This is a genomic window from Cognatundibacterium jejuense, from assembly GCF_014284255.1.
GTDB classification, from domain to species: Bacteria; Pseudomonadota; Gammaproteobacteria; order Burkholderiales; family Burkholderiaceae_D; genus Undibacterium; species Undibacterium jejuense.
In genome coordinates, this window is the sequence record NZ_JACOFV010000001.1 from 219,470 (window position 1) to 242,225 (window position 22,756).

24 protein-coding genes are annotated in these 22,756 nt (G+C 46.0%); 17 read left to right on the forward strand and 7 right to left on the reverse strand.

The features are described 5' to 3' along the window. Nucleotides 1-3 precede the first annotated feature (3 nt). The 3 genes from H8K32_RS01065 to motD are packed head-to-tail and all read left to right on the forward strand — an operon-like array spanning nucleotide 4 to nucleotide 2,232. The gene (locus tag H8K32_RS01065; protein ID WP_186910605.1) at nucleotides 4-735 is read left to right on the forward strand and encodes an RNA polymerase sigma factor FliA; all 732 of its coding nucleotides are present in this window, start codon (nucleotides 4-6) and stop codon (nucleotides 733-735) included. Beyond that, complete coding sequence (locus H8K32_RS01070) at nucleotides 717-1,457, forward strand: flagellar motor protein (protein ID WP_186910606.1); 741 nt, start codon at nucleotides 717-719, stop codon at nucleotides 1,455-1,457. Before H8K32_RS01065 ends, H8K32_RS01070 begins: the two co-directional genes overlap by 19 nt. A gap of 10 nt (nucleotides 1,458-1,467) precedes the next feature. Further along, complete coding sequence (gene motD, locus H8K32_RS01075) at nucleotides 1,468-2,232, forward strand: flagellar motor protein MotD (RefSeq protein WP_186910607.1); 765 nt, start codon at nucleotides 1,468-1,470, stop codon at nucleotides 2,230-2,232. 50 nt (nucleotides 2,233-2,282) lie between these two features. Here motD and H8K32_RS01080 read toward each other — a convergent pair whose 3' ends face one another. The 3 genes from H8K32_RS01080 to flgA all read right to left on the reverse strand — a co-directional run bounded on the left by H8K32_RS01080 (nucleotide 2,283) and on the right by flgA (nucleotide 3,919). Further along, complete coding sequence (locus tag H8K32_RS01080) at nucleotides 2,283-2,771, reverse strand: flagella synthesis protein FlgN (protein ID WP_186910608.1); 489 nt, start codon at nucleotides 2,769-2,771, stop codon at nucleotides 2,283-2,285. A 2-nt stretch (nucleotides 2,772-2,773) separates the two neighbouring features. Beyond that, on the reverse strand, nucleotides 2,774-3,091 hold the full coding sequence (gene flgM, locus H8K32_RS01085) for a flagellar biosynthesis anti-sigma factor FlgM (protein WP_186910609.1): 318 nt from the start codon (nucleotides 3,089-3,091) through the stop codon (nucleotides 2,774-2,776). Between the two features lie 117 nt (nucleotides 3,092-3,208). Continuing rightward, on the reverse strand, nucleotides 3,209-3,919 hold the full coding sequence (flgA, locus tag H8K32_RS01090; protein ID WP_186910610.1) for a flagellar basal body P-ring formation chaperone FlgA: 711 nt from the start codon (nucleotides 3,917-3,919) through the stop codon (nucleotides 3,209-3,211). 199 nt (nucleotides 3,920-4,118) lie between these two features. Here flgA and flgB point away from each other — a divergent pair, with 199 nt between their 5' ends. The 11 genes from flgB to flgL all read left to right on the forward strand — a co-directional run bounded on the left by flgB (nucleotide 4,119) and on the right by flgL (nucleotide 15,218). Beyond that, on the forward strand, nucleotides 4,119-4,499 hold the full coding sequence (gene flgB, locus H8K32_RS01095) for a flagellar basal body rod protein FlgB (protein ID WP_186910874.1): 381 nt from the start codon (nucleotides 4,119-4,121) through the stop codon (nucleotides 4,497-4,499). Between the two features lie 45 nt (nucleotides 4,500-4,544). Beyond that, nucleotides 4,545-4,949 carry a flagellar basal body rod protein FlgC gene (gene flgC / locus H8K32_RS01100; protein ID WP_186910611.1) on the forward strand — a complete coding sequence of 135 codons (405 nt, stop codon included), beginning with the start codon at nucleotides 4,545-4,547 and terminating at the stop codon, nucleotides 4,947-4,949. A gap of 21 nt (nucleotides 4,950-4,970) precedes the next feature. Then, on the forward strand, nucleotides 4,971-5,666 hold the full coding sequence (locus tag H8K32_RS01105; protein WP_186910612.1) for a flagellar hook assembly protein FlgD: 696 nt from the start codon (nucleotides 4,971-4,973) through the stop codon (nucleotides 5,664-5,666). 59 nt (nucleotides 5,667-5,725) lie between these two features. Beyond that, nucleotides 5,726-7,168 carry a flagellar hook protein FlgE gene (flgE, locus tag H8K32_RS01110; protein ID WP_186910613.1) on the forward strand — a complete coding sequence of 481 codons (1,443 nt, stop codon included), beginning with the start codon at nucleotides 5,726-5,728 and terminating at the stop codon, nucleotides 7,166-7,168. Nucleotides 7,169-7,222: 54 nt separating this feature from the next. Then, a complete protein-coding gene (flgF, locus tag H8K32_RS01115; RefSeq protein ID WP_186910614.1) occupies nucleotides 7,223-7,963 on the forward strand; it encodes a flagellar basal-body rod protein FlgF in 741 nt (246 codons plus the stop codon). A gap of 62 nt (nucleotides 7,964-8,025) precedes the next feature. Next, nucleotides 8,026-8,808, forward strand: coding sequence for a flagellar basal-body rod protein FlgG (flgG, locus tag H8K32_RS01120; protein WP_186910615.1), 783 nt, complete (start codon nucleotides 8,026-8,028; stop codon nucleotides 8,806-8,808). Between the two features lie 17 nt (nucleotides 8,809-8,825). Beyond that, entirely contained in the window at nucleotides 8,826-9,494 is a 669-nt protein-coding gene (locus tag H8K32_RS01125; protein ID WP_343067917.1) for a flagellar basal body L-ring protein FlgH, read from the forward strand. A 30-nt stretch (nucleotides 9,495-9,524) separates the two neighbouring features. After that, on the forward strand, nucleotides 9,525-10,652 hold the full coding sequence (locus H8K32_RS01130) for a flagellar basal body P-ring protein FlgI (protein WP_186910617.1): 1,128 nt from the start codon (nucleotides 9,525-9,527) through the stop codon (nucleotides 10,650-10,652). Nucleotides 10,653-10,661: 9 nt separating this feature from the next. After that, a complete protein-coding gene (gene flgJ, locus H8K32_RS01135) occupies nucleotides 10,662-11,561 on the forward strand; it encodes a flagellar assembly peptidoglycan hydrolase FlgJ (RefSeq protein WP_186910618.1) in 900 nt (299 codons plus the stop codon). A 112-nt stretch (nucleotides 11,562-11,673) separates the two neighbouring features. Beyond that, entirely contained in the window at nucleotides 11,674-13,953 is a 2,280-nt protein-coding gene (gene flgK / locus H8K32_RS01140; protein WP_186910619.1) for a flagellar hook-associated protein FlgK, read from the forward strand. A gap of 8 nt (nucleotides 13,954-13,961) precedes the next feature. Next, nucleotides 13,962-15,218 carry a flagellar hook-associated protein FlgL gene (gene flgL, locus H8K32_RS01145; RefSeq protein WP_186910620.1) on the forward strand — a complete coding sequence of 419 codons (1,257 nt, stop codon included), beginning with the start codon at nucleotides 13,962-13,964 and terminating at the stop codon, nucleotides 15,216-15,218. A 61-nt stretch (nucleotides 15,219-15,279) separates the two neighbouring features. Here the strand turns inward: flgL and H8K32_RS01150 are convergent, their stop codons facing one another. From H8K32_RS01150 to H8K32_RS01160, 3 genes are all read right to left on the reverse strand, one after another. Continuing rightward, nucleotides 15,280-15,546, reverse strand: a complete 267-nt coding sequence (locus H8K32_RS01150; protein WP_186910621.1) for a hypothetical protein — start codon at nucleotides 15,544-15,546, stop codon at nucleotides 15,280-15,282. A 196-nt stretch (nucleotides 15,547-15,742) separates the two neighbouring features. Beyond that, nucleotides 15,743-17,995, reverse strand: coding sequence for an OPT family oligopeptide transporter (locus H8K32_RS01155; RefSeq protein ID WP_246447056.1), 2,253 nt, complete (start codon nucleotides 17,993-17,995; stop codon nucleotides 15,743-15,745). Between the two features lie 179 nt (nucleotides 17,996-18,174). Then, nucleotides 18,175-19,473, reverse strand: a complete 1,299-nt coding sequence (locus tag H8K32_RS01160) for an MFS transporter (RefSeq protein WP_186910623.1) — start codon at nucleotides 19,471-19,473, stop codon at nucleotides 18,175-18,177. Nucleotides 19,474-19,815: 342 nt separating this feature from the next. Between H8K32_RS01160 and H8K32_RS01165 the strand changes: the two genes are divergently transcribed. The 3 genes from H8K32_RS01165 to dcd all read left to right on the forward strand — a co-directional run bounded on the left by H8K32_RS01165 (nucleotide 19,816) and on the right by dcd (nucleotide 21,942). Beyond that, the gene (locus H8K32_RS01165) at nucleotides 19,816-20,646 is read left to right on the forward strand and encodes a DUF1653 domain-containing protein (RefSeq protein ID WP_343067918.1); all 831 of its coding nucleotides are present in this window, start codon (nucleotides 19,816-19,818) and stop codon (nucleotides 20,644-20,646) included. An 82-nt stretch (nucleotides 20,647-20,728) separates the two neighbouring features. Continuing rightward, entirely contained in the window at nucleotides 20,729-21,196 is a 468-nt protein-coding gene (locus H8K32_RS01170; protein ID WP_186910625.1) for a (2Fe-2S)-binding protein, read from the forward strand. Nucleotides 21,197-21,375: 179 nt separating this feature from the next. Beyond that, the gene (gene dcd, locus H8K32_RS01175) at nucleotides 21,376-21,942 is read left to right on the forward strand and encodes a dCTP deaminase (protein ID WP_186910626.1); all 567 of its coding nucleotides are present in this window, start codon (nucleotides 21,376-21,378) and stop codon (nucleotides 21,940-21,942) included. A gap of 146 nt (nucleotides 21,943-22,088) precedes the next feature. Here the strand turns inward: dcd and upp are convergent, their stop codons facing one another. After that, the gene (gene upp, locus H8K32_RS01180) at nucleotides 22,089-22,721 is read right to left on the reverse strand and encodes a uracil phosphoribosyltransferase (protein ID WP_186910627.1); all 633 of its coding nucleotides are present in this window, start codon (nucleotides 22,719-22,721) and stop codon (nucleotides 22,089-22,091) included. Nucleotides 22,722-22,756: the final 35 nt, after the last annotated feature.

Here is a 22,756-nt window from a genome sequence, read left to right on the forward strand (position 1 = left end):
ACTATGTACACCGCTAGCGGAAAATCAGATAAAAATTTTCTCCTGAGGGAGCATGCGCCTCTGGTTAAGCGTTTGGCTTACCAGTTGAAAGCACGCTTGCCTCCGAGCGTCGAGGTGGATGATTTAGTGCAAGCTGGCATGATAGGCTTGCTAGACGCTGTTAATCGCTACGAAGATACGCATGGCGCACAATTTGAAACCTATGCGGTGCAGCGCATTCGTGGCGCAATGCTTGATGAATTACGTAATACCGATTGGCTGCCTAGAGGCGTGCGTCAAAGTATGCGTAAGATAGAAACTGCAATGAATGTCTTGCAGCAAAAACTTGGCAGACCCCCAACTGAAACAGAGGTGGCAAAATCTCTGAAATTGACGCTAGGCGAATATCAGGACATGCTAGGTGATAGCGGTGGACATCAACTTGTTTACTATGAAGACTTTCATGATGCTGATACCAAAGAACACTTTTTAGATCACTATTGCTCTGATAGCTCGGGAGACCCATTACAAGACTTGCTCAATGAGGATTTTCGGGATGCGGTGATCGGTGCGATTGATAATTTGCCTGAACGGGAAAAGCTGCTCATGGGGCTTTATTACGAGCAGGAATTAAATCTCAAAGAAATTGGCGCGGTCATGGGAGTCTCTGAATCCAGGGTATCTCAATTACATAGCCAGGCAGTTGCCAGGCTCAGGGTTTATTTAAGGGAGAAGGCGTGGACTGGGCTAGCGTAGCGGGATTTCTTCTGGTCGTGATTGGAATCGGTGCTGGCCAATTGATGGAGGGCGGTAATCTGGCATCTCTCTTGCAGCCTGCTGCATTTGTTATCGTCGTCCTTGGTACCATCGGTGCAGTCTTGTTGCAAAGTCGGATGACAACGTTTCAACGCGGCGTTTCTATGTTGCGTTGGGTTATTTCTGAACCACCAGATAACAGTCGGAAGAATGTTCAGGACGCATTGGTCTGGAGTGTTGTTGCCAGAAGAGAAGGTTTTTTAAGTCTTGAACGGTATATGGACACAGCCAAAGATCCATTTATCAGTAAAGGCTTACGTTTGGTTATTGACGGCGTTGATCCGGTGCGTCTCAAGGATATTTTGGATGTTGATATTTCTTTGTTTGAAATGGAGCAGCGTCAGGCGGCAAAGATCTGGGAATCTGCAGGCGGTTATTCTCCCACGATAGGCATCTTGGGTGCTGTACTTGGATTAATTCACGTGATGGAAAATTTAACTGATCCGGCAAAGTTGGGTGGTGGTATAGCGGTTGCTTTTGTGGCAACGATCTATGGCGTCGGCTTGGCTAATTTACTTTTTTTGCCTGTCAGTAATAAGCTCAAAGAAATTATTAGCAAAGAAATTGTTCGCAGAGAGATGTTGTCTGATATTTTCTACAGTATTGCTTTGGGTGATAGCCCTAGGGTTGTAGAAGAGCGAGTCGCTAACCACAAAAACTAGGCATTCATCCATGGCGAGAAGAAAATTTCATGAGGAACCTGACAACCATGAACGGTGGTTGGTTTCTTATGCTGATTTTATTACCTTGCTTTTTGCTTTTTTTGTGGTGATGTATGCTATTTCGTCTCTCAATGAAGGTAAATACCGTGTTTTGTCAAATTCACTCACTGGTGCATTTAGTAATGCTAAGCCAGTCTCTCCAACCTTGACGACGGCTACCCCCGAAGATTTACTCAAGCTAGCGCCGCTGCCGCTAGTGAAGCAAAGAGCGAGTGAGGCTTTGCGTAGAGAGCGCAGTCAAATGACCGAAGTTGCGCGCGATATTATGGCGGTACTGGAGCCTCTGGTCAGGGAGGGTAAAGTTCGCGTCACACAGACTAGTCGTGGCGTCACAATTGAAATTAATGCAAGTCTGCTGTTTCCCACTGGGGAGGCAAAATTAAGCGCGGACTCTATTCAGGCGTTGACCGCAATTGCTTCAGTATTGAAAATTGATACCCATGCGATACAGGTCGAAGGGCATACGGACAATATACCTATCAAAAATTCTATTTTTCCGTCAAATTGGGAGTTGTCTGCAGTCCGTGCGAGTACTGTAGCTCGTTTGCTAACTGAAAATGGCGTCGATGAAAATCGGGTAACAGCTGTCGGGCAAGGTGCAAAGCAACCGGTAGATTCAAATGACACTCCCGAAGGTCGATCTAGGAATAGGCGTGTGACCGTGACGGTGTTAGCTGTATTGCCTGAGCCTGTGGTGGATGTTCCAGTCAAATAAAAAGCCCAAATCACTTTGAGCTTTTGTATTATCGTTGCCTCGTTTTTGTTTTAGCGGGGCGCTGTGCCCTTGATGTTTGCTGAGCCTAGCGATGTCTGCCCACTTGGCCCATAAAGCGCGCCTGCGCTATTGCCGAGGCCGAGTACACCTAAAGCAGCCTGGTTTTGCGATAGCCGACGATTAATTAACAGGCCGTTGGTGCGATTGTCTTCTTTAGCTTGCTCTGAGACGCTCAATAAATCTTTCCAAAGTTGCGCCGTCGTGATGTTGTCAGGATATTTGTTCAAATAATCCTGCATTCCTTCAGGTTTATTGGCAAAACCGAGAGCGCTGAGATGGCTTCCTCGTGTTTTTTCAAGTTCTACAATGTGACGTAACAAATCACTTTTGTTTGCTGTGGTCTGATTGAGGGCGTTTAAATCGCCGTTAGATAGCGCTAACTGCTCTTTCTTGAGTAGTGCGGCAAGTGCATTCATCGCTTCGGTTTCTTCTGTCAGGCTTTGTTGGATAGCGATATCTTGTGCGCTTGCTTGTGTCATTTTTAACGTTTTCTTGAGTTGATCAAATCTTTAACAGACTCCAGAAGGCCATCGGCAACCTTTTCAGAGTTGACCTGAAAACGGCCTTCTGAAATGGCCAATTTAATTTCTTCGACTTTTTTTGTCGCAAATACAGAGCTGCTAGCTTGTGTGCTTTGCAGTGCTTGTAATTGTGATGATAGCGGCGACAACTGCACATTCGTACTTGGTGCGGCTGGTGTAGCTACCGTCGATTCTTGCGCAACATCGGCGCGCGCCTGCTGCGGACCGGTGGATGCCGGCGTCGTAGCGGTTTTATTTAGTATGTCATCAATTTTCACAGCGATACCCTCGATAGTGGGAATTATCTACTTCTACATTCGGGTTATCGGCTCGGTATTTTTAAACTTTAGTTATGTTGATGAAAAAATTGCGGCGCAGCCACTTATTTTCTGAGTTCAATTACTAATTTCAATGATTCCGCCTGCTTTTGCGACCCCACTCAGCGTAACACCATTTGCGGTTTTTGCTTTGGCTATTTGTCCTTCTGATGCATTGGTTATCGCTTGTGCATCAGTGGTTACCTCAAAGCCGTTACCTCTGCTAATGACCCGTACGGACTGTCCTTGTTGAATCACGGCAGGATTTTTAAGTGAGTCGAGGCGCAAAAGGGTGCCAGAAGATACTGATATTTGTATTGCTCTACCTATCGCTTGGTCGGGATTGTTGATAAATCCAACGGGTAAGTTTGAAATTTCGCCCTTGATTTTGCTGAGGTCGTCAATCGCCAGAACTTGTCCTTTTGTTAGGGAATGTGCTGCCACGTAGTATTCTGCCGTAATTTGAACGTTTGCTCTGAGGTAAATCGTCCATGCGCTTGGTGCAGTGCAGCGGACTCCAACGGTCGTCTTTCCCCATGCTTTGCTGCCAGTCGGCAGAAAAGGAACCAAAGCCTGGCATTCAGATAAATTCAGACGACTATCAACAGGACCGACTGAGATGTCAGCCACTCCTGGTTGTGCAGTCGATAGTTGCAGCAAATATTCACTAGCGATTTGCCTGATTCTCTCGTGATCTTGTCTGGACTCAGTCATTTCTGCTGCCATTGGATGCGAAATCGATAATGGCAAGCCAATCAGGGCCATGATGAATTTTGCTAAACGGTTCATAGTTACTTTCAGTAGTGCCAGCATTCCAACGCACTCAGTTTAGTCAATGTTACGGCGCTTGATCTAATAAATAAGGGGTATTTCTTGCCTTTGATTGTCGATTTGAATTGGTGGTGTCTCACCTATCATGCAGAGAAGAGAAAAGTATTATTTGAGTTTCTGATGAGGGAGATGGGTTGTGAGCAAGCTAGATGACTTGATGCAGTTTCAACAAACAGCCTTATCAGTTCGCGGGTTACGCCAGCAATTACTTGCATCCAATATTGCGAATGCTGATACCCCGAACTACAAGGCTCGCGATATTGATTTCAATGAAGTGCTCAAAAGCAAATTGCAAGTCAATGCGCATCAATCAGCAACTGCCTTAGCCAAAACATCAGACCAGCATTTAGATTCGACAAGGACCTTGGATGGCATTACTCCTCAGTTTCGCAATATGGTGCAGGGGAACGTGGATGGCAATACGGTTGATATGGATGTCGAGAGAAATGCATTTGCAGATAACGCGGTTCGATATGAGGCTGGCTTGACGATGATTAATATGCAAATACGCAATATGCTTGCTGCTATTCAGGGTTGAGTGGAATTAGATAAGAGTAATCGAGGATGATAAGGGGTAATTGTTATGTCGCTATTTAATGTTTTTAATGTTGCTGGTTCAGCGATGAGTGCGCAAGCTCAGCGTTTGAACGCTGTATCGAGCAACCTCGCCAATGCAGATAGCGTAACGAGTACCAACGGTACACCATACAAGTCAAAGCAGGTCATTTTTGCGGCTGTGCCTATGAGCGGAACGGCGTCTACTGGCGTTAAGGTGACGGACGTTGTTGAAGATGCAAAGCCTCCTAAATTGATGTATGACCCGTCTCATCCGCTTGCAGATGAAAAAGGTTATGTTGCATCGCCTAACGTAAATGTTGTTGAAGAGATGGTTAACATGATTTCAGCCTCCCGCTCTTACCAGGACAACATTGAAACAATGAATTCAGCAAAGGCCATGCTTTTGAAGACACTTACTTTGGGTCAGTGAGACCCATAAAGGAGATTTGAGATGTCGACTATACAGACAAATACGGTTGATCCTAGCTTGCTGGCAACCATGAATGGTGCAAAAGCACAGGCCAATTCGATTCAGACGGCACAAAATCAGTTTATGACTTTGTTAACCACGCAGTTGAAAAATCAAGACCCTTTGAATCCAATGGATAACGCGCAGGTCACTAGTCAATTGGCGCAATTGTCAACAGTTACTGGTATTAATCAAGTTAACGCTTCAATTAATGCGATGAATGCGAATTTTCAGGCGGGGCAGAGTTTGCAAGCCGCAAATATGATTGGTCATGGCGTATTGGTGCCAGGAAATTCGATTGAATTGACAAAGACAACGAATGCTGCTGGCGCGAGCACAACAGCAGGCGCTTACGGCCTCAATTTGCCGCAAAATATTTCGGGCGGAACTGTAACAATCACCAATGCTGCCGGTGCTGTAGTAAAAACAATTAATTTGGGTCAGATGTCGCAAGGCGTACAAACATTGAGCTGGGATGGTTCTACTGATGCGGGTGGCGTCGCACCAGAAGGTAAGTACAGTTACTCAGTTAAGGCGTCATCAGGGGCTTCGGCGGTCACGCCGACTAATTTGGAATTTGGCATGGTGTCGAGTGTTTCAGCTGGAGCTCAGGGGGTAAGCTTGAACTTAGCTAATTTAGGTTCTGTGGCAATGAATAGTGTGGTTCAGATTTTCTAATTGTTTTTAAATTTACGCGGTGATGTTTTGATCATTTATTGTTCCGCAGGAGAGTAATCATGGGTTTTCAACAAGGTTTGAGTGGCTTAAGTGCGGCGTCGCAGCAATTGGACGTTATTGGTAATAATATTGCAAATGCCGGAACCGTCGGATTTAAAAGCTCACAGGCGCAGTTTTCTGATGTGTACGCTAACTCGCTAAATGGTGCATCAGCGAATGCCATCGGTATTGGTGTGCGCGTAGCTGGAGTGGAGCAGCAATTCACGCAAGGTAACGTATCGACAACGAGTAATCCTTTGGATATTGCTATTAATGGAAATGGCTTTTTTCGGATGACGACGAATGGTGCGGTAACGTATTCACGCAACGGTCAATTTCAATTGGATAAAAACGGCTATATCGTCAATGCTCAAGGTTCGCAATTGACTGGCTATGCGGCAAATACGAATGGCGTTCTCTCGACCGGATCCCCAGTTCCTATCAACATTAATACCGCAGATTTAGCCCCAAACCAGACTTCCACGATCAACGCGGTGATGAATTTTAATTCCACCCTCAACGTTCCGGGGACAGTGTTGCCGGTAACGACACCGCCAGTGATTACTCCAACTGCGTTTGATCCAACTAACGCAACTACCTACAATAGTTCAACTTCAACGACGGTGTACGATAGCTTGGGTAATTCGCATGTGGTACAAACGTATTATGTAAAAGTCGATCCGATAACGATCCCAGGTGCATTTATACCGCCCACATTAACTAAGCCATCTTCTGCCTGGACAGTATATGGCACCGTTGATGGTAGTTTATTTGATAATGGTAATCTTGCTGTACCTGCAGTTAATGGTCAATTAACGAAACCAATTCCACCTTCAACCTCAATCGTTCCTGTGCCGTTGGCTACCTTGGGATTTAGTAACTTGGGAGCATTGGTTGGCGTATATGACGCTACCAACCCAGCTAATTGGGCATCCGCTTCTTTCTCTGCCACCAGTCCTAACGCGTTTAAAATGGCGGTACCGATTCCGTACAGCAGCGCTGTATCGCCGATTAACAGCGCTATTGATATCAAATTCGATTTCACCAGTAGCACGCAATATGGCTCACCCTACAGCGTCAGCACTATGAAGCAAGATGGTTTTGCCTCAGGTAAGTTGTCTAGTTTTAATACCGGCAAAGATGGCACGATTGTTGGTAGCTATACAAATGGACAAACAAAAGTGTTGGGGCAGGTTGTCTTGGCAAATTTTACCGACCCAAATGGCTTGCAATCACTAGGTGGTAATCAATGGGGGGAGACTGCAGCTTCAGGTCAGGCCTTGGTTGGATCGCCTGCGGTAGGAGCCTTGGGTACCTTGACATCTTCCGCTACAGAAGACTCGAACACTGATTTGACCGGCGACTTAGTAAGAATGATCACCGCGCAAAGGAACTATCAAGCGAACGCGCAAACCATTAAAACGGAAGATCAAGTGTTACAAACTCTGGTCAATCTTCGCTAATAGGTTATGGGATTTGATGTGCGTTTTTTTTCGCCAGTTTAAAGAGAGATTGATATGGATCGCTTAGTTTACACTGCGATGACCGGTGCGAGTCATATTTTAGAGCAGCAAGCAACAGCGTCCAATAATCTGGCCAACGCCACCACGACTGGTTTTCGTGCGCAATTTGATTCATTTCGTGCCATTCCAGTCATTGGTGGAGAATTACCAACCAGAACATTCGTGGTTGATTCTACCGTGGGTGCAAATTTCACTCCTGGACCTTTGCAGCCGACTGGTCGTGCATTGGATGTCGCTCTTCAAGGAGCCGGTTGGTTGGTCGTTGAAAAGCCAGATGGCTCAGAAGGGCTAACCAGAAATGGTAGTTTGAAGCTGGATGAAAATGGCGTATTGCAAACCCAAAATGGTTTGAATGTATTGGGTGAGGGCGGGCCGATCACTTTACCTCCGGGTACCCCGATTAGCATTGGAAAAGACGGAACTATATCGAGTATTCCTAGTGGTTCGTCACCGAATTCAATCCAAGTTATTGGTCGCCTTAAATTGGCAAATCCTCCAGCATCAAATTTGGTACGCGGTGATGATGGTTTATTCAAGACCAAAGACGGAAGCACAACTGATGCCGATCCGGCTGTTTCGGTGGCGTCTGATATGCTTGAAAGCAGTAATGTGAGTGTAGTCGATTCTATGGTGACGATGATAAATTTAGGGCGTCAGTTTGAAATGCAAATGAAATTGATTACCGATGCCGAGAATAACGCCACAAAAGCGACGCAGATCCTGACTATGGGTTAATGCATCTTCGTTGATAATGGCTTTAGACCAAATTAGCGCGGATGGCGCGCAGGAGAGTACAAATGATACGTTCATTATGGATTGCAAAAACAGGCCTTGACGCGCAGCAGACGCAGATGGACGTTATTTCAAACAACCTGGCCAACGTGAGTACGACCGCTTTTAAAGGTTCGAGGGCGGTATTTGAAGATTTGTTATATCAAACCATACGGCAACCAGGAGCTCAAAGCTCGCAGCAAACTCAATTGCCGTCAGGTTTGCAATTAGGTACGGGTGTGCGTCCAGTTGCTACTGAGCGTCTCTTTACTCAGGGTAATTTGCAGCAAACCGGGAATGCTAAGGATATTGCGATTCAAGGTGATGGTTTTTTCTCGGTCTTGATGCCAGATGGAACTACGGCATACACGCGCGATGGATCGTTTCAAACGGATAATCAAGGGCAATTGGTTACTGCAAGCGGCTATGTTGTTCAGCCAGCTATTACTATCCCTGCAAATGCTCAAACGCTTACTGTAGCGGTTGATGGTACTGTGTCCGTCACCCAGCCAGGATCTGTTGCGCCTGTACAGGTCGGATCTTTGCAATTGTCAACGTTTATCAACTCAACTGGTCTTCAGTCTTTGGGTGGGAATCTATATGCCGAGACTGCGGCGTCAGGCGCTCCTGCGACGAACGCTCCGGGATCAAATGGGGCAGGAACTCTTCAACAAAATTATGTAGAAACGTCAAATGTGAATGTGGCAGAAGAGCTGGTCAATATGATTCAAACTCAACGCGCGTATGAAATGAATAGTAAAGCAATTACAACATCGGATCAGATGTTGCAGAAATTGTCTCAAATGTAGATTTCTGGATAGGTGAAATGATGAAAAAAGCGATGTATTTATTTGGACTAATGCCTTTATTGTTGTCGGCTTGCGCAGTGACACCACCAACGATAGTGCATCAACCAACGACTTTGCCCCCGCAAACTGCAAAGCCGCAGCGCGAGGTTAACGGAGCTATTTTTCAAACTTCTACTTATCGACCTTTGTATGAAGATGTGAAGGCGCGCATGGTCGGGGATGTGTTGACAATTGCCTTGAGTGAAAAAACATCGGCAGGAAAAACATCTGCGAGTTCAGGAAGTAAAACAGGAGCCATATCCTATGCGACCCCGACCATTTTTGGTCTGCCTGGAACAACCGCAGCGCAGGGGGGCTTAAAAGTCACGACGGGTAATAAATTTGGCGAGGCAGGAGCTGAAAATTCATCGAATAATTTTTCGGGAACGATTACTGTAACAGTCATTGATGTATTGGCTAATGGTAATTTGTTGGTAAGCGGAGAAAAGCAACTTGCGTTTGATAAGGGCGCAGAGTTTGTACGATTTTCCGGCATAGTCAATCCGCAGACAATTGCGGCTGGCAATTCCGTGCCATCGACACAGGTGGCCGATGCGCGACTTGAATATCGTTCTACTTCACATGTCGACAAAGCTGAAGCAAACTCAATGTTGACTCGCTTTTTCCTGAGTTTCCTTCCAATGTAATTTGTATTGCAGAGATGAATAGGTTTTAAAATGAAATTGTTTTTTCGTTCACATGTAATTAGCTTGGTGTTGTTTTGCCAGTTGCTTTTCGGTCTGAGCTTTGCTCCCGAGTGCCGTGCAGAACGGATAAAAGACCTCGCTGGTGTGCAAGGCGTTCGGCAAAATCAATTATTAGGCTATGGTCTTGTGGTTGGTCTTGATGGTAGTGGTGATCAAACTACGCAAACACCGTTCACTGTGCAAAGTATCATCAGCATGTTGCAGCAGTTGGGGGTCGTGATCCCCACTGGTACGAGCTTGCAGTTGAAGAATGTGGCAGCAGTAATGGTGACTACATCGCTCCCACCTTTTGCTCAGCCAGGTCAAACTCTGGATATTACTGTTTCCTCGATGGGAAATGCTAAAAGCTTGCGAGGCGGTACTCTTTTGATGACACCGCTCAAAGGTGCTGATGGTCAAATTTATGCGATGGCACAAGGTAACGTGTTGGTCAGCGGCGTTGGTGCTTCCGCAAATGGCAGCAAGGCACAAGTCAACCATCTTGATGTTGGTCGTATTTCTGGCGGGGCAACGGTTGAACGTGCCGTGCCAAATGCAATTGCACAAGGGCCGACTATTCAGCTTGAATTAAATGCATCTGATTTTTCGACTGCAAGTCGAGTTGTTGACGCTATTAATCGTCGTTTCGGTGCTGATACTGCGGCAGCCATTGATGGACGTGCTATCCAGGTTAAAGCTCCGGCTAATCCTGATCAGCGAGTTACGTTTTTAGGAATGTTGGAAAGTATTGATGTCACGCCAGCACAAAATGTTGCCAAGGTCATCTTGAACGGGCGGACAGGTTCGATTGTTATGAATCAAGCGGTCACGTTGGAGGCATGTGCCGTTGCGCACGGAAACTTATCGGTCACCGTTAATACGGATAATTCTGTAAGCCAGCCAAATGCCCTTGCAGGTGGCCAAACTACGCCAGTTGCGAATTCCACCATTACGATTGCTAAAGACGCTGGTCAGTTGCAGTTATTGAAGGCTGGTGCATCGCTAGCGGATGTTGTGAAGGCACTCAATTCTATTGGCGCAACGCCACAAGACTTGCTGGCGATACTTCAGGCGATGAAAGCGTCTGGAGCATTACGCGCAGAGTTGGAAATTATCTAAGGATGAGCCATGATTCCTATTAATGATTCATCTGACAAAAGCCTGGCGATAGACAGTCGAAGCCTGGGTAATTTAAAGATGTCGGTAAAGGATAATTCTCCTGAGGCCATCAAAGCTGCGGCAAAACAGTTCGAAGCGTTGTTCATGAACATGATGTTGAAATCAATGCGTCAGGCGGGCGGCCAAAATGGTCCGTTTGATAATGAACAAACACGAACTTTTACTTCAATGCTTGATCAGCAATTGACACAAAATATGTCGAGTCGTGGGATTGGTCTTGCCGATATGCTAGTTAAGCAGCTCACAAACAATGCCGTAAGCCAGGCATTGAAGACAAATGATGAACCTCAGGGAAACATTGGAAACGCACGTGGGATCAATTCTTATCTCGATAATTTGAAGTTTGAACAACAGCCTGTACCTGCTGCAAAAAATGATTTTTCTGGCCCCGATCGTGTTCATGAGTTTCAGAAGAAATTAGAAGCGCATGCAGAAGAGGCGAGTAAAGTAACAGGAATTCCAGCCAAGTTTATGCTGGGACAAGCCGCTTTAGAAACGGGTTGGGGGAAAAAGCAAATTAAGACGGTAGATGGAAGTGAAAGTCATAATGTTTTCGGTATGAAGGCCAATAGTAGTTGGAAAGGTAAAACGGTAAGCGCAGTTACTACTGAGTATGTCAATGGCGTTCCGCAGCGTCGAGTCGAAAAGTTTAAGGCTTACGACTCTTACGGGGATGCCTTCAAGGATTATGCCAATATGTTGGTAAAAAATCCACGTTATGAAAATGTTATTGCCAATTCAAAAGATGCGACTAGCTTTGCTTATGGTATGCAAAAAGCCGGTTATGCTACCGACCCTCAGTATGCAAATAAATTAAGTCAAATTATCAAGAAAAACCTTTCAGCCTAAATGATGTTCCGGGCTGCCTGCACAAATTAAAGTTTTCTGGCTTTGTACCGAAAACCTATCAGTGACCTCAGTTTCAGCGTTTTGATAGGTTGGTAAATTTATAGGTTTAATTATGGCTGCAAATATTCTCAACCTCGGGCAATCCGCTTTGTCTGCCGCGCAACTTGGTATTGCTACGACAGGGCAAAATATTGCGAATGCGTCTACGCCGGGGTATAGCCGTGAGGTGTTAATTCAAAGCTCTGCACCATCCCAACTCATTGGTGGTGTTTATCTTGGCTTGGGCGTCAATGCCAATCAGGTTCAGCGTCAATACGATCAATATATTGCTCAACAAGTTAATTCGGCGACAACATCTAAAGCACAGGCTGATTCTTATCTTTCTCAGATTTCCGGTCTGAATAATATCGTCGCTGATCCTACGGCAGGTTTTACTCCAACCTTGCAGAAGTTCTTTACATCGATTCAAAATCTTGCCGCGAGCCCGAATGGCACAGCTGGTGCTGCGGCCAGACAAGCTGCTTTATCTTCAGCGCAATCACTGGTTGGGACACTCAATGGCTTGCAAAATCAGGTCTCGCAAATAAGTACGGACGTCAATGGTCAAATTGCTTCAACGGTGACGACCATCAATGGTTACGCTACTCAATTAGCGCAATTAAATGACTCCATTGGGAAAGCTCAGTCCACTTCAAATAGCTCGTTGCCCAATGATTTATTGGATCAACGTGATTATTTAGTGACCCAATTAAGCAAACTAACTTCGGTCAGTGTCGTTGGAGAGGGGTCGCAATATAACGTCTTCATCGGTAATGGTCAGCCACTAGTTTTGGGTAACCAAACCAATGCCTTGCAAGTGGTGCAATCGCCCACTGATCCAACTCGCAATGAGGTCGCTTATCAAGTCAAAGGCAAAGTTATACAAATTGCTGAGAATGGCTTGCCAGGAGGTACTTTAGGTGGGTTGATGGATTTTCGCGCCAACATGTTGACAGCAACGCAAAATTCAATTGGTAGGGTAGCCGTCAGTATTGCGAGTGCAATTAATCAGCAACAAGCTTTAGGCCAAGATTTGAATGGAGCAACTGGGACGAATTTATTTTCGATCAATTCAGTCGTATCAACGGCGAGTGGCTTTAATACAGGTAATGCGCAAATTAACGCCACGATAACTAACGTCTCTGCATTAACAACGAGCGACTATAGTTTGCAATTTTCTGGTGGGAAATATAGCGTTACGCGTCTGAGTGATGGAGCAACGACTACGCCTGTGGCTAACTTGCCAATTAATTTCGATGGCGTTAGTTTTCAGTTATCATCCACACCGGTTGGTGCTGCTCCCGCGAGTGGCGATCAGTTTTTAATACGTCCAACAGCAGCGGCTGCTGCTTCTATTTCTGTCGCGATTTCTGACCCCAATAAATTGGCTGTGGCAACGCCTTTTTCTACTTCTGCTCCCTCAATAAACACTGGTAACGGTGCGATCACGGCAGGCGTTATCAATTCTCCCGTAGCTTCAGGTAGCACTTCAATTAATGGGAGTATCGGTCCGGTGACGGTTGATGCGTCCTATAATAGCTCCAGTCTTGCTGGCGTCGTTAGTCTTACCTTTGCATCCCCAGCGAACACGATTTCTGGATTTCCTGCTGGTGCAAATGTTGCAGTGACAGTAGGTGGGGTAACGACGAATTACCCTAGTACTGCGCCTTTATCCACGACGATTCCCTACACAAGCGGAGCAACGATTAGCTTTAACGGAATGAGTTTTTCAATTAAAGATAATGGTACGGCGCCTGCTAATGGCGATACTTTTAAATTGGGTTCTACTATCCCAGTGGCAACTGCAAAACTGACGTTCAATTCAGCCACAAATACGTTATCTGGCTTTCCAACGCTTCCAGTTCCTGCGAACGTCACAGTGACGAACGGCGCTACTTCGACGACCTATCCTGGCGGAACAGCGGTGCCATATATAGCAGGTGCGAGCTATAGCTACAACGGTGTTACTTTTAATTTGTCTGGTACTCCTGCTAATGGAGATGTGTTTAATGTAGGGCCAAATACGACGGGTACTGGTGACAATCGCAATGCCTTATTGATGCAAAAAATACAAACACAAAATGGACTGGCAGGCGGAACTACGACTATACAGGGCGCTTTTGCACAGTTCGTCAGCCTAGTCGGGAATAAGACCAATGAAGTGAAGGCAACAAGTGCATCCGAAACGAGCATCTTAAAAAGTGCCACCGATACGCAGCAATCTATTTCAGGTGTCAATCTCGATGAAGAGGCATCCAATTTATTAAAATATCAGCAGTCATATCAAGCTGCTGGTAAGTTAATGCAAATTGCTGGTCAATTGTTCGCGACATTGCTGGCAATTGGGCAATAGGGGTAATCATGCGTATTAGTACAAATATGGTGTTCCAGAATAGTGGATCGCAAATCAGTGATTTGCAGTCCACTTTGAATCAGACGATGCAACAAATCTCTTCTGGTCGAAAAATTCTGACGCCTGCAGACGACCCGATTGGGTCAGCTCGTGCTTTGGTGATCACCCAAGCGGCTGCTATCAATGACCAATATAATATTAATCGTCAAGATTTGCAGGATAACCTAGGGGTTACTTCTGGTGTTTTGAATAATGTGGCCAACCTTCTCACTAGCTCAAAAACGTTGATCATTAGCGCTGGCAACGGCGGTTTAGCTGATAGTGATCGGGTTGCGATTGCAAATACTTTAAAATCCAATCTGGCATCCCTATTGAGTCTTGCCAACGCAACGGATGGTACCGGAAATTATTTGTTCTCGGGCTTTTCTACAACGACTGCACCTTATACTCAAACTGTCGGTGGCGCTAGTTATAACGGCGATCAGGGACAGCGATCTTTGCAGGTTGATACTGCTCGGCAGTTGCCATTGAGTGCGCCTGGTGAACAAATTTTCGGGAATATTCGTACTTCTGCAAATCAGTTTAGCGTTTTACCTGACCCATCTAACACGGGTACGGCAACTGCAACGGCGACAATTGATCCCGCGACGGCGGCTAGTTTGACTGGCAATAACTACACGATTACTTTTGATAACACTGGTGCAAATTTCAGTGTGATCAATACAACAACTGGTGGTTCCGTTGCATTGACCAATCCTATAACAGGTTTGCCTATTCCCCAGCCAGCCCCATATGTCAGCGGACAAGGTGTCAAATTTGATGGTATCAATGCGGTTGTAACCGGAGGTCCGCCATCAACGACACCAGCGCCTGGAGATAAGTTTACGATACAGCCAGGCAATCAGAATATTTTTGAAACGTTGACGGATGCTATTAATGCCTTGAATACTCCTACCGGCAATTCTGCGGCGAGAAAAACGTTAACAGCTGCGTTGACTCAGGCAAATAATAATATTGATGCATCTTTAGGAAATGTACTTAGTGTCACGGCTCAAGTTGGTTCCAGCCTTCAAGAGGTAGATAGTCTCAATAACGTTGGGGCGTCGACTAAGATAGCCTATGCACAATCGTTGTCGGCAATTCAGGATTTGGACTATGCGAAGGCAATTACTTCTTTGAACCAGCAACAGACAACCTTGCAAGCAGCGCAACAGTCATTTGTGAAAATATCTGGACTATCATTATTTAATTACATTGGCAATTAATCTCTTTAACTGGCGCCGACATTTGCACTCAGCATAGCGTATTCAGGTCGGCGCCACGTTCTTAAACTTTTTCCATCTCTTCAGAATCTAAGCCAATCACGTGGGTTTGTAATTGGCCTCGCTCATCATGCCACTCCCGAATAACGCACGGGTAGCCATCTTCATCCAAATCCACAACCTTGAAAAATTGACCGATCATTGATTCGATCAGGATTCTTTCGTCCTCCGGGAAGCTTTTAATAAATTTCGGATTTAGAGTAATGATGCGGACAATGTCGCCAACGGCAACAGATTGGTTTTTGCTATCAAGGATAGGGGAGGTCGACATGGCTTGGTATCTCAATATAAGTAGTCTGACATTGTACTGGCAATTTTGAGTCTGATGAAGAATGTGTTCTATCAGTTAATCAGGTTAATCAGGTTAATCAGATTTATTAGTTTAAAAAAAAGACTCACGCCACTTTATGTGGGGTAAGTCTTTTTAAAGTGCGTTAAGGTATCAGTGCATTGATTGGTTAGCCAAATCAGGATTGTTTAATGTTCTTTTCCCTGGCAATCCAGTAGAGCAGAATCGCAATAAACGCGTACGGAATTAAGGATAATCCGTCAGAATAAGCACCTTCAAAAAAAGGATTGTGTGCTGTCGACCAGTCACCAATTGCTTTATCGAAGTTTGTCAGAATACCAGCGGTAAATGCGATGACGATACCTGCCAATGCACCACCAGCAATATAGCCGGAAGAGAGTAAAACGCCAGAGCTGCGATCGCCAGCGGCTTGCATTTCTTCTTCGTTCAGGTTTTTGTATTGATCTAATTTGTTATTTCTGCGATCAACCAACCAACGTATCATGCCACCAACGAAAAGCGGTGCTGAGGAGGAGAGTGGCAGATAAACGCCAACTGCAAAAGCCAGAGATGGAATGCCAGCCATTTCTAATACTACTGCGATCATGACGCCGAACAAAACAAGTGTCCAAGGCAATTGGCGGTCCAAAATGCCTTTAATGATGTACGACATCAACACTGCTTTTGGTGCGTCATATTTTGTCACGCTAGTACCATCTGGACGTTGCTTGTAGGCGCCATTGATACCCGGATCGACGAGGTAGGCAACTTTGCCAGCATCATTGACCAGGTATTTACCTGCAGGTGCGCCTAGAGCGTCATTTTTATGCCAAACGCGATACGTTGCTTTGTCTTGTTCTGCTTGAGGGCCTTGCAGTTGCGCAGTTTCTGTTAATTTGGAAGCGTCAGTTGTCAGTGCAGGAGCAACTTGTGCTGCTGGAACGTAGACTGTGCCTGCGTCATTCAATTTCAGTAAAATAGGGCCGAGGATTAAGGCGGAAGATAAGGCACCAGCCAGAATCGCATACTGTTGCAGTTTTGGGGTAGCCCCCACCAGGAAGCCGGTTTTTAAATCTTGTGAAGTTGTACCTGCATTACTACAGGCAATACAAACAATCGCGCCAACAGACAAGGCTGTCACGTAGTATTTGCCCCCAGTCCAGCCCATCAATAAGAAAACCAGGCAAGTGAAGAGCAATGTTGCGACTGTCATACCAGAAATTGGATTCGATGAGGAGCCAATTTCACCAGTCAGGCGTGAAGAAACGGTAGAAAATAAAAAGCCGAACACCAGAATTAACAGCGCGCCCAGCAGGTTCATATGCAAGGGTGCCGCAAAAGTGATAACGGCAATGATGGCCAATGCACCGATTACTACCCATTTCATTGGGATATCTTGGTCGGTACGTAATACAGTGCCGCTGGTAATGCTATCCGCACCCTTTTTCAAGCCAGAGAGGCCGGCAGACATACTGCGCCAGATCGTTGGCATGGCGCGTACCAGACTGACTAAACCGCCTGTTGCAACCGCACCCGCACCGATATACAGCACGTAGGCGCTGCGAATATCGTGTGGGCTCATGTCTTTGATCAACATCGTCCCCGGAGAGAGCGGCACGCTAAGTGCATCGCCAAAGAACTTAATCATCGGGATCAGCAACAAGTAAGACATCACGCCACCTGCTGCCATGACAGAAGCAATACGTGGGCCGATGATGTAGCCTACGCCTAATAATTCTGGCGACACTTCAGCGCCTATCGAGCCACTTGCAAGAGGTGCGCCAAAAACGGTTTCCGGCGTGTCTTTCCAGCCTTTGAGTGCGACGTTCGCAATTTTGTAGATCAGACCTAAACCGAATCCGCTAAAGATAATGCGTGCGCGTTTGTTAGCATCATCTTGCGCGTGTGGATCGCTGGCTTCACCAGCAGCTTCTCTTGAGCTGTCCGTTGCGGCAGCTTTGAGAACTTCGGCGCAGGCGGTGCCTTCTGGATATTTCAGGGCACCGTGATTTTCAACAATCATCGTGCGGCGCATCGGGATCATCAATAGAATCCCCAATAAGCCACCAAGGCAGCCCACCAACATCACGCGTGAGATTTCCAGATCAAAACCCAGAATCATGATCGCTGGCATCGTAACTCCCAAACCAAATGCCAGTGATTCGCCTGCAGAACCTGCGGTTTGGGTGATGCTGTTTTCCAGAATTGTTGAGTCTTTTGCGCCTAATTTATTAAACAGGCGGAACAAAGTGATTGCGATCACAGAGACTGGAATGGACGCACTGACCGTTAAGCCAACTTTGAGCACCAGATAGAGTGATGACGCACCAAAAATCATTCCCAGAATGACGCCCATAATCAATGCGCGTGGCGTCATTTCCGGCAAATTTGCCGAGGCTGGAATATACGGCTTAAATGTTGACGGGGACATTTCTTTTGCCATGTGTGTACCTTGAATTGTTCAAAAAAGGGCGCAATCAGTTATTTTGAATGCGCCAGGCTACGTTTCGCCACTCTCGTTTCCATATCGGGGGAGTTAAGTGACAAAGTCTAAATATATTGCGGGTCGTGCATTATCCCGCTTTTAGCCGCGATTTTGCAATCAGGATTTCAGGCGTGTGGCTTTTCGTCATGCTCATGAAGTTCTGGCAGTGTTTTGATTGAGCGAATAATCGGATTTCGCCAAGCAAAAAAAGCCAGTAATAAGGCGACTATCCCCGCAAATCCTAACGAATAACGAAGCCCTAAATACTCACCCATCCAGCCACCGATCAATGCCCCGGGGCCGGCTGGGATTAAAATCAACCATCGCATAGTGCTTGTCATACGTCCCAACATAGGCTCGGGCGTGACCGCCTGCCGTAAGGCGAGGAAGTTGATGAAAATCAGCACGCCGCCAATAGAAAAGCACATCAACATCAAAGCAAAAGCTGCCACGCCCCATTGATTTTCAGGAGCCAGAGCGAGTATGCTCCAGCCTAATCCGCAAATGGCAATGCCAGTGACTAAACAGGGACCTGGTCCTAATTTACGACTGATACGATAGCCAAACACACTGGCGATAATGGTTCCGACACCCATGCCCATGTAGCTAAAGCCGACCGCTTGTTCAGATAAGCCTAATACGCGGGTCGCAAACAAAATTTGCACCACCAGAGCGGCGTTGTAACACAGTTGCCATGTGCCAACGGCGAAAGCTAGTGCAACCAGTAAGGGTTTATTGACGACAAAGGAGACACCTTCTTTTAAATCACGCCAGAAATGTGAATCTTTTTTGACGGGACGTTGTTCGATCACGTTAACGCCGCGCAATATCAGTGCGGAACTTAATAAAAGCATGGCATCAGCAATCAGTGCGAACGGCGCTCCGAGTAGTTTGATGAGTGCGCCAGCAGCAGCTGGTCCTGCGATTTCTGCGCCAGAGGTTGCTAGCGCATTTTTAGCATGTGCTTCGACCAGTCGTTCACGTGGCACAATTTGCGTCAATACAATTTGCGCAGCAGATCCGGCGGTGGTGTTGACCATGCCAATGATAAACCCGACGATGTACAGCCAGACCATATTCACCGAGCCTAGCCAGAATGCGACTGGAACACTGGCAACAGCAAGCGCGATCGCAGTCTCTCCCGCAATGTAGACTGGCAATTTTTTAACGCGATCCAGCCACACTCCTGATGGGAGTGATAGCAGCACAAAAGGGAGCGTCTCCATAAACGTCAAAATCCCCATCTGGCTGGCGCTGGCTTTGAGTAGTACCGCCGCGGTCAGGGGAAGAGCGAGCATAGTAATTTGAGCGCCAAAGGAACTGATCAGTATCGATGTCCATAAACGGCGATAAGTCAGGTCGCGCAATAAATCATTTGTTGGTACTGTTAAATGCTTCTGTAGCTTCTGTATAAAATTTGTCATATTGATGCTGCCGCCTTTTCGATCGTTAATCGACAATCTATTTTCGCAGATAATCTTGCGAAGAAGGCAATCCTATGTGTGTAGTTCTGATTGAATCGCTGACAGCGATTACAATGCGGGAGAATTTGTGCAAAACTATATGTTCGACGGCATTGAGGGTTTGCCGGAAAAGTTGCAAAAGTCTTGCGCAAATAAAGAGTTAATTTGTTTAGCCCTCTTTTAGCCCTCGAATCGCCAAAGTTCTCCATGAATAGCAAGCGAGGTCAAGGGCTAGTATGGATGGATGCCTTTTTTTAACCTTAGTTCCTCAATAATAAAAATATGTTTGCAAGACCTATTGTCATGATTGACTTTGAAACATCAGGGATGAGTCCGGAGCAGGGCGGGCGCGTCACTGAAGTGGCCGCTTTAAGAATAGCTGGTGGGGAAGTTGTCGATCGCTTTGTTTCGCTCATTAATTCCAACGTACGTATCCCGTATTACATTACTGAATTGACTGGTATTACTCAATCGATGGTCGATAGAGCACCACCGGTTTCTGAGGTCATGCCTGAGCTGTTAGACTTTATTGGAACCGATACACTGGCGGCGCATAATGCCAGTTTTGATGAGAAATTCCTTAAGGCGGAGAGCGACAGACAGGGGTTGTGGCCTGCGCATGACGGATTGGTTTGTTCGGTAAAACTGGCGCGACGGATTTTTCCAGGGATGCCAAGTTATTCGTTAAGCAAACTTGCGTCTTCGCTGGGAATCCGTTTTCAAGGAGCGGCGCACCGCGCAGAAGCAGACGCTGAAGTTGCTTCTAAGCTACTGATCTATGTTGCTCAACAAATTTCCGAGCGGTATGCTGCGGAGAGTGTGGATCCGCAACTATTGATTGAAATAAATAAGATGAGTGCTGCAAAGGTGCCATCTTTTCTAAAAAAGCAGTTTCAGCGCCAAGATTTAAACAAATCGCAAAAAAAGGTGGGCACAGTGCAAAAATTTCGACATTACAAAGGTGGCGTTTACGAATTGGTGTGCGAGGCCACCCAAGAGTCTGACCTTAGTCCTGTCATTGTTTATCGCTCACACAACGGTACTGTCTGGACTCGTCCCAAAGACGTTTTTTTTGAAATGGTTGAAGTTGATGGTGTGCGTGTGCCGAGGTTTGCACCGATAGAGATAGAATAGTCAGCGCTAGCTATAAATATTTAAATACGGAACTGATTTTACAATATTCACTTAAAAGTAATAAATCCGACAGGAGACATGCATGTCCACCAATTTAAAAGTAAACGGAAAATCCGTAACCTGCCAATCTGAAGCTGACACGCCATTATTGTGGGTGATACGCGATGAATTAGGTTTAACTGGCACCAAATTTGGTTGTGGCGCTGCTTTGTGTGGCGCGTGTACTGTGCATGTTGACGGTAATCCCGTTCGTTCTTGTCAGATCCCGTTAGCTAGCGTTGTAGATAAAAATATTGCCACAATTGAGTCACTTTCAGCGGATGCCAGCCATGCTTTGCAACGAGCGTGGATCGCGCATGATGTTCCGCAATGTGGTTATTGTCAGTCAGGACAGCTAATGAGTGCCGCCGCATTGCTGGCTATAAATAAACATCCTAGCGATGAAGATATTGATAATGCAATGAGTGGAAATATCTGCCGTTGTGGTACTTATTCCCGGATCAAATCGGCGATTAAGGCCGCTGCCGCAGAAGTCCGTCAATCTGCTTAAGTGCCTCAGATTGCACATTAATAAGTCTCGCTGCACATTTTTTACGGTTAATACTATGCATTAGCAGCAGAATTACGTACTTCTACGTCCAATTCCACGTCTTGTTTGTTGATCTTGCTTATTTGTGGTGTTGATTTCGCGTAAAATCGCATTCAAGATTAATTAGGCAGGAGATATGCATGAGTATTAAATCGGATAAGTGGATACGTCGTATGGCGGAGTCAACGGGTATGATAGAACCGTTTGAGCCTGGACAAGTGCGCGAGCAAGACGGTCAGCGTATTGTCAGTTATGGTACGTCTTCGTATGGCTACGATATTCGCTGCGCAGATGAATTCAAAATCTTCACGAACATCAATAGCACGATCGTTGATCCAAAAAATTTCGATGAGAAATCCTTTGTCGACTTTAAAGGCGACGTTTGCATCATTCCACCAAATTCGTTCGCGCTGGCGCGCACAATGGAATATTTCCGCATTCCACGCAGCGTGTTAACCATTTGCCTTGGCAAGTCCACTTATGCTCGTTGCGGCATCATCGTCAACGTCACGCCATTTGAACCTGAGTGGGAAGGCTATGTGACGTTGGAATTTTCCAATACGACACCATTACCAGCGAAAATTTATGCTGGCGAAGGCTGTGCGCAAGTCTTGTTCTTTGAAAGTGATGAGGTGTGCGAAACCTCATATAAGGATCGTGGCGGTAAATACCAGGGGCAGCACGGCGTTACGTTGCCAAAAACCTGATTTATTTCACATTAAATATAAAGAGCCCCACGTTGATCGCTTGGTAATTTTTTAAGTGATCAATCAGGGGCTCTTTATATTTTGGGCCCGATTTAAAAAAAAGCTCCAGCGTCAGGCTGGAGCTTTTTTGCAGGGAAAACTAAGATTTATTTAGTGCCGAACAAACGGTCACCAGCATCGCCCAACCCAGGAACAATATAACCGTGTTCATTCAAGCATTGGTCTATCGACGCGGTAATAATAGGTACGTCAGGGTGTGCATTTTGCATGACTTTGATGCCTTCAGGGGCCGCGAGCAAGCAAACAAATTTGATACTTGTTGCGCCACCCAATTTGAGGCGTGCAATTGCGGCAGCAGCAGAGTTGCCCGTTGCCAGCATAGGATCAACCACAATCACCAGGCGTTCAGCGATATCTTCTGGTACTTTGTAATAGTATTCAACTGGTTCCAGAGTTTCCGGATCACGGTACAAACCGATATGGCCGACACGGGCGTTTGGCAATAAATCCAACATGCCATCCAAAATGCCATTGCCTGCACGCAATACAGAAATCACACACAATTTTTTGCCGCTGATGGTCGGCGCGTCAATAGTTTGAATCGGTGTTTCGATTTTTGTAAATTCGATCGGCAGATCACGCGTCACTTCATAGGCCAGCATCTGGCTGATTTCACGTAATAAGCGGCGGAAATTGTCTGTTGGCGTATCTTTGCTGCGCATTAAGGACAGTTTGTGTTGTACCAACGGGTGTTTTATTTCTGTGACTAATTCATTCAAGATATTTCTCCAGCTAAATTTGAAGTGACCGCTAT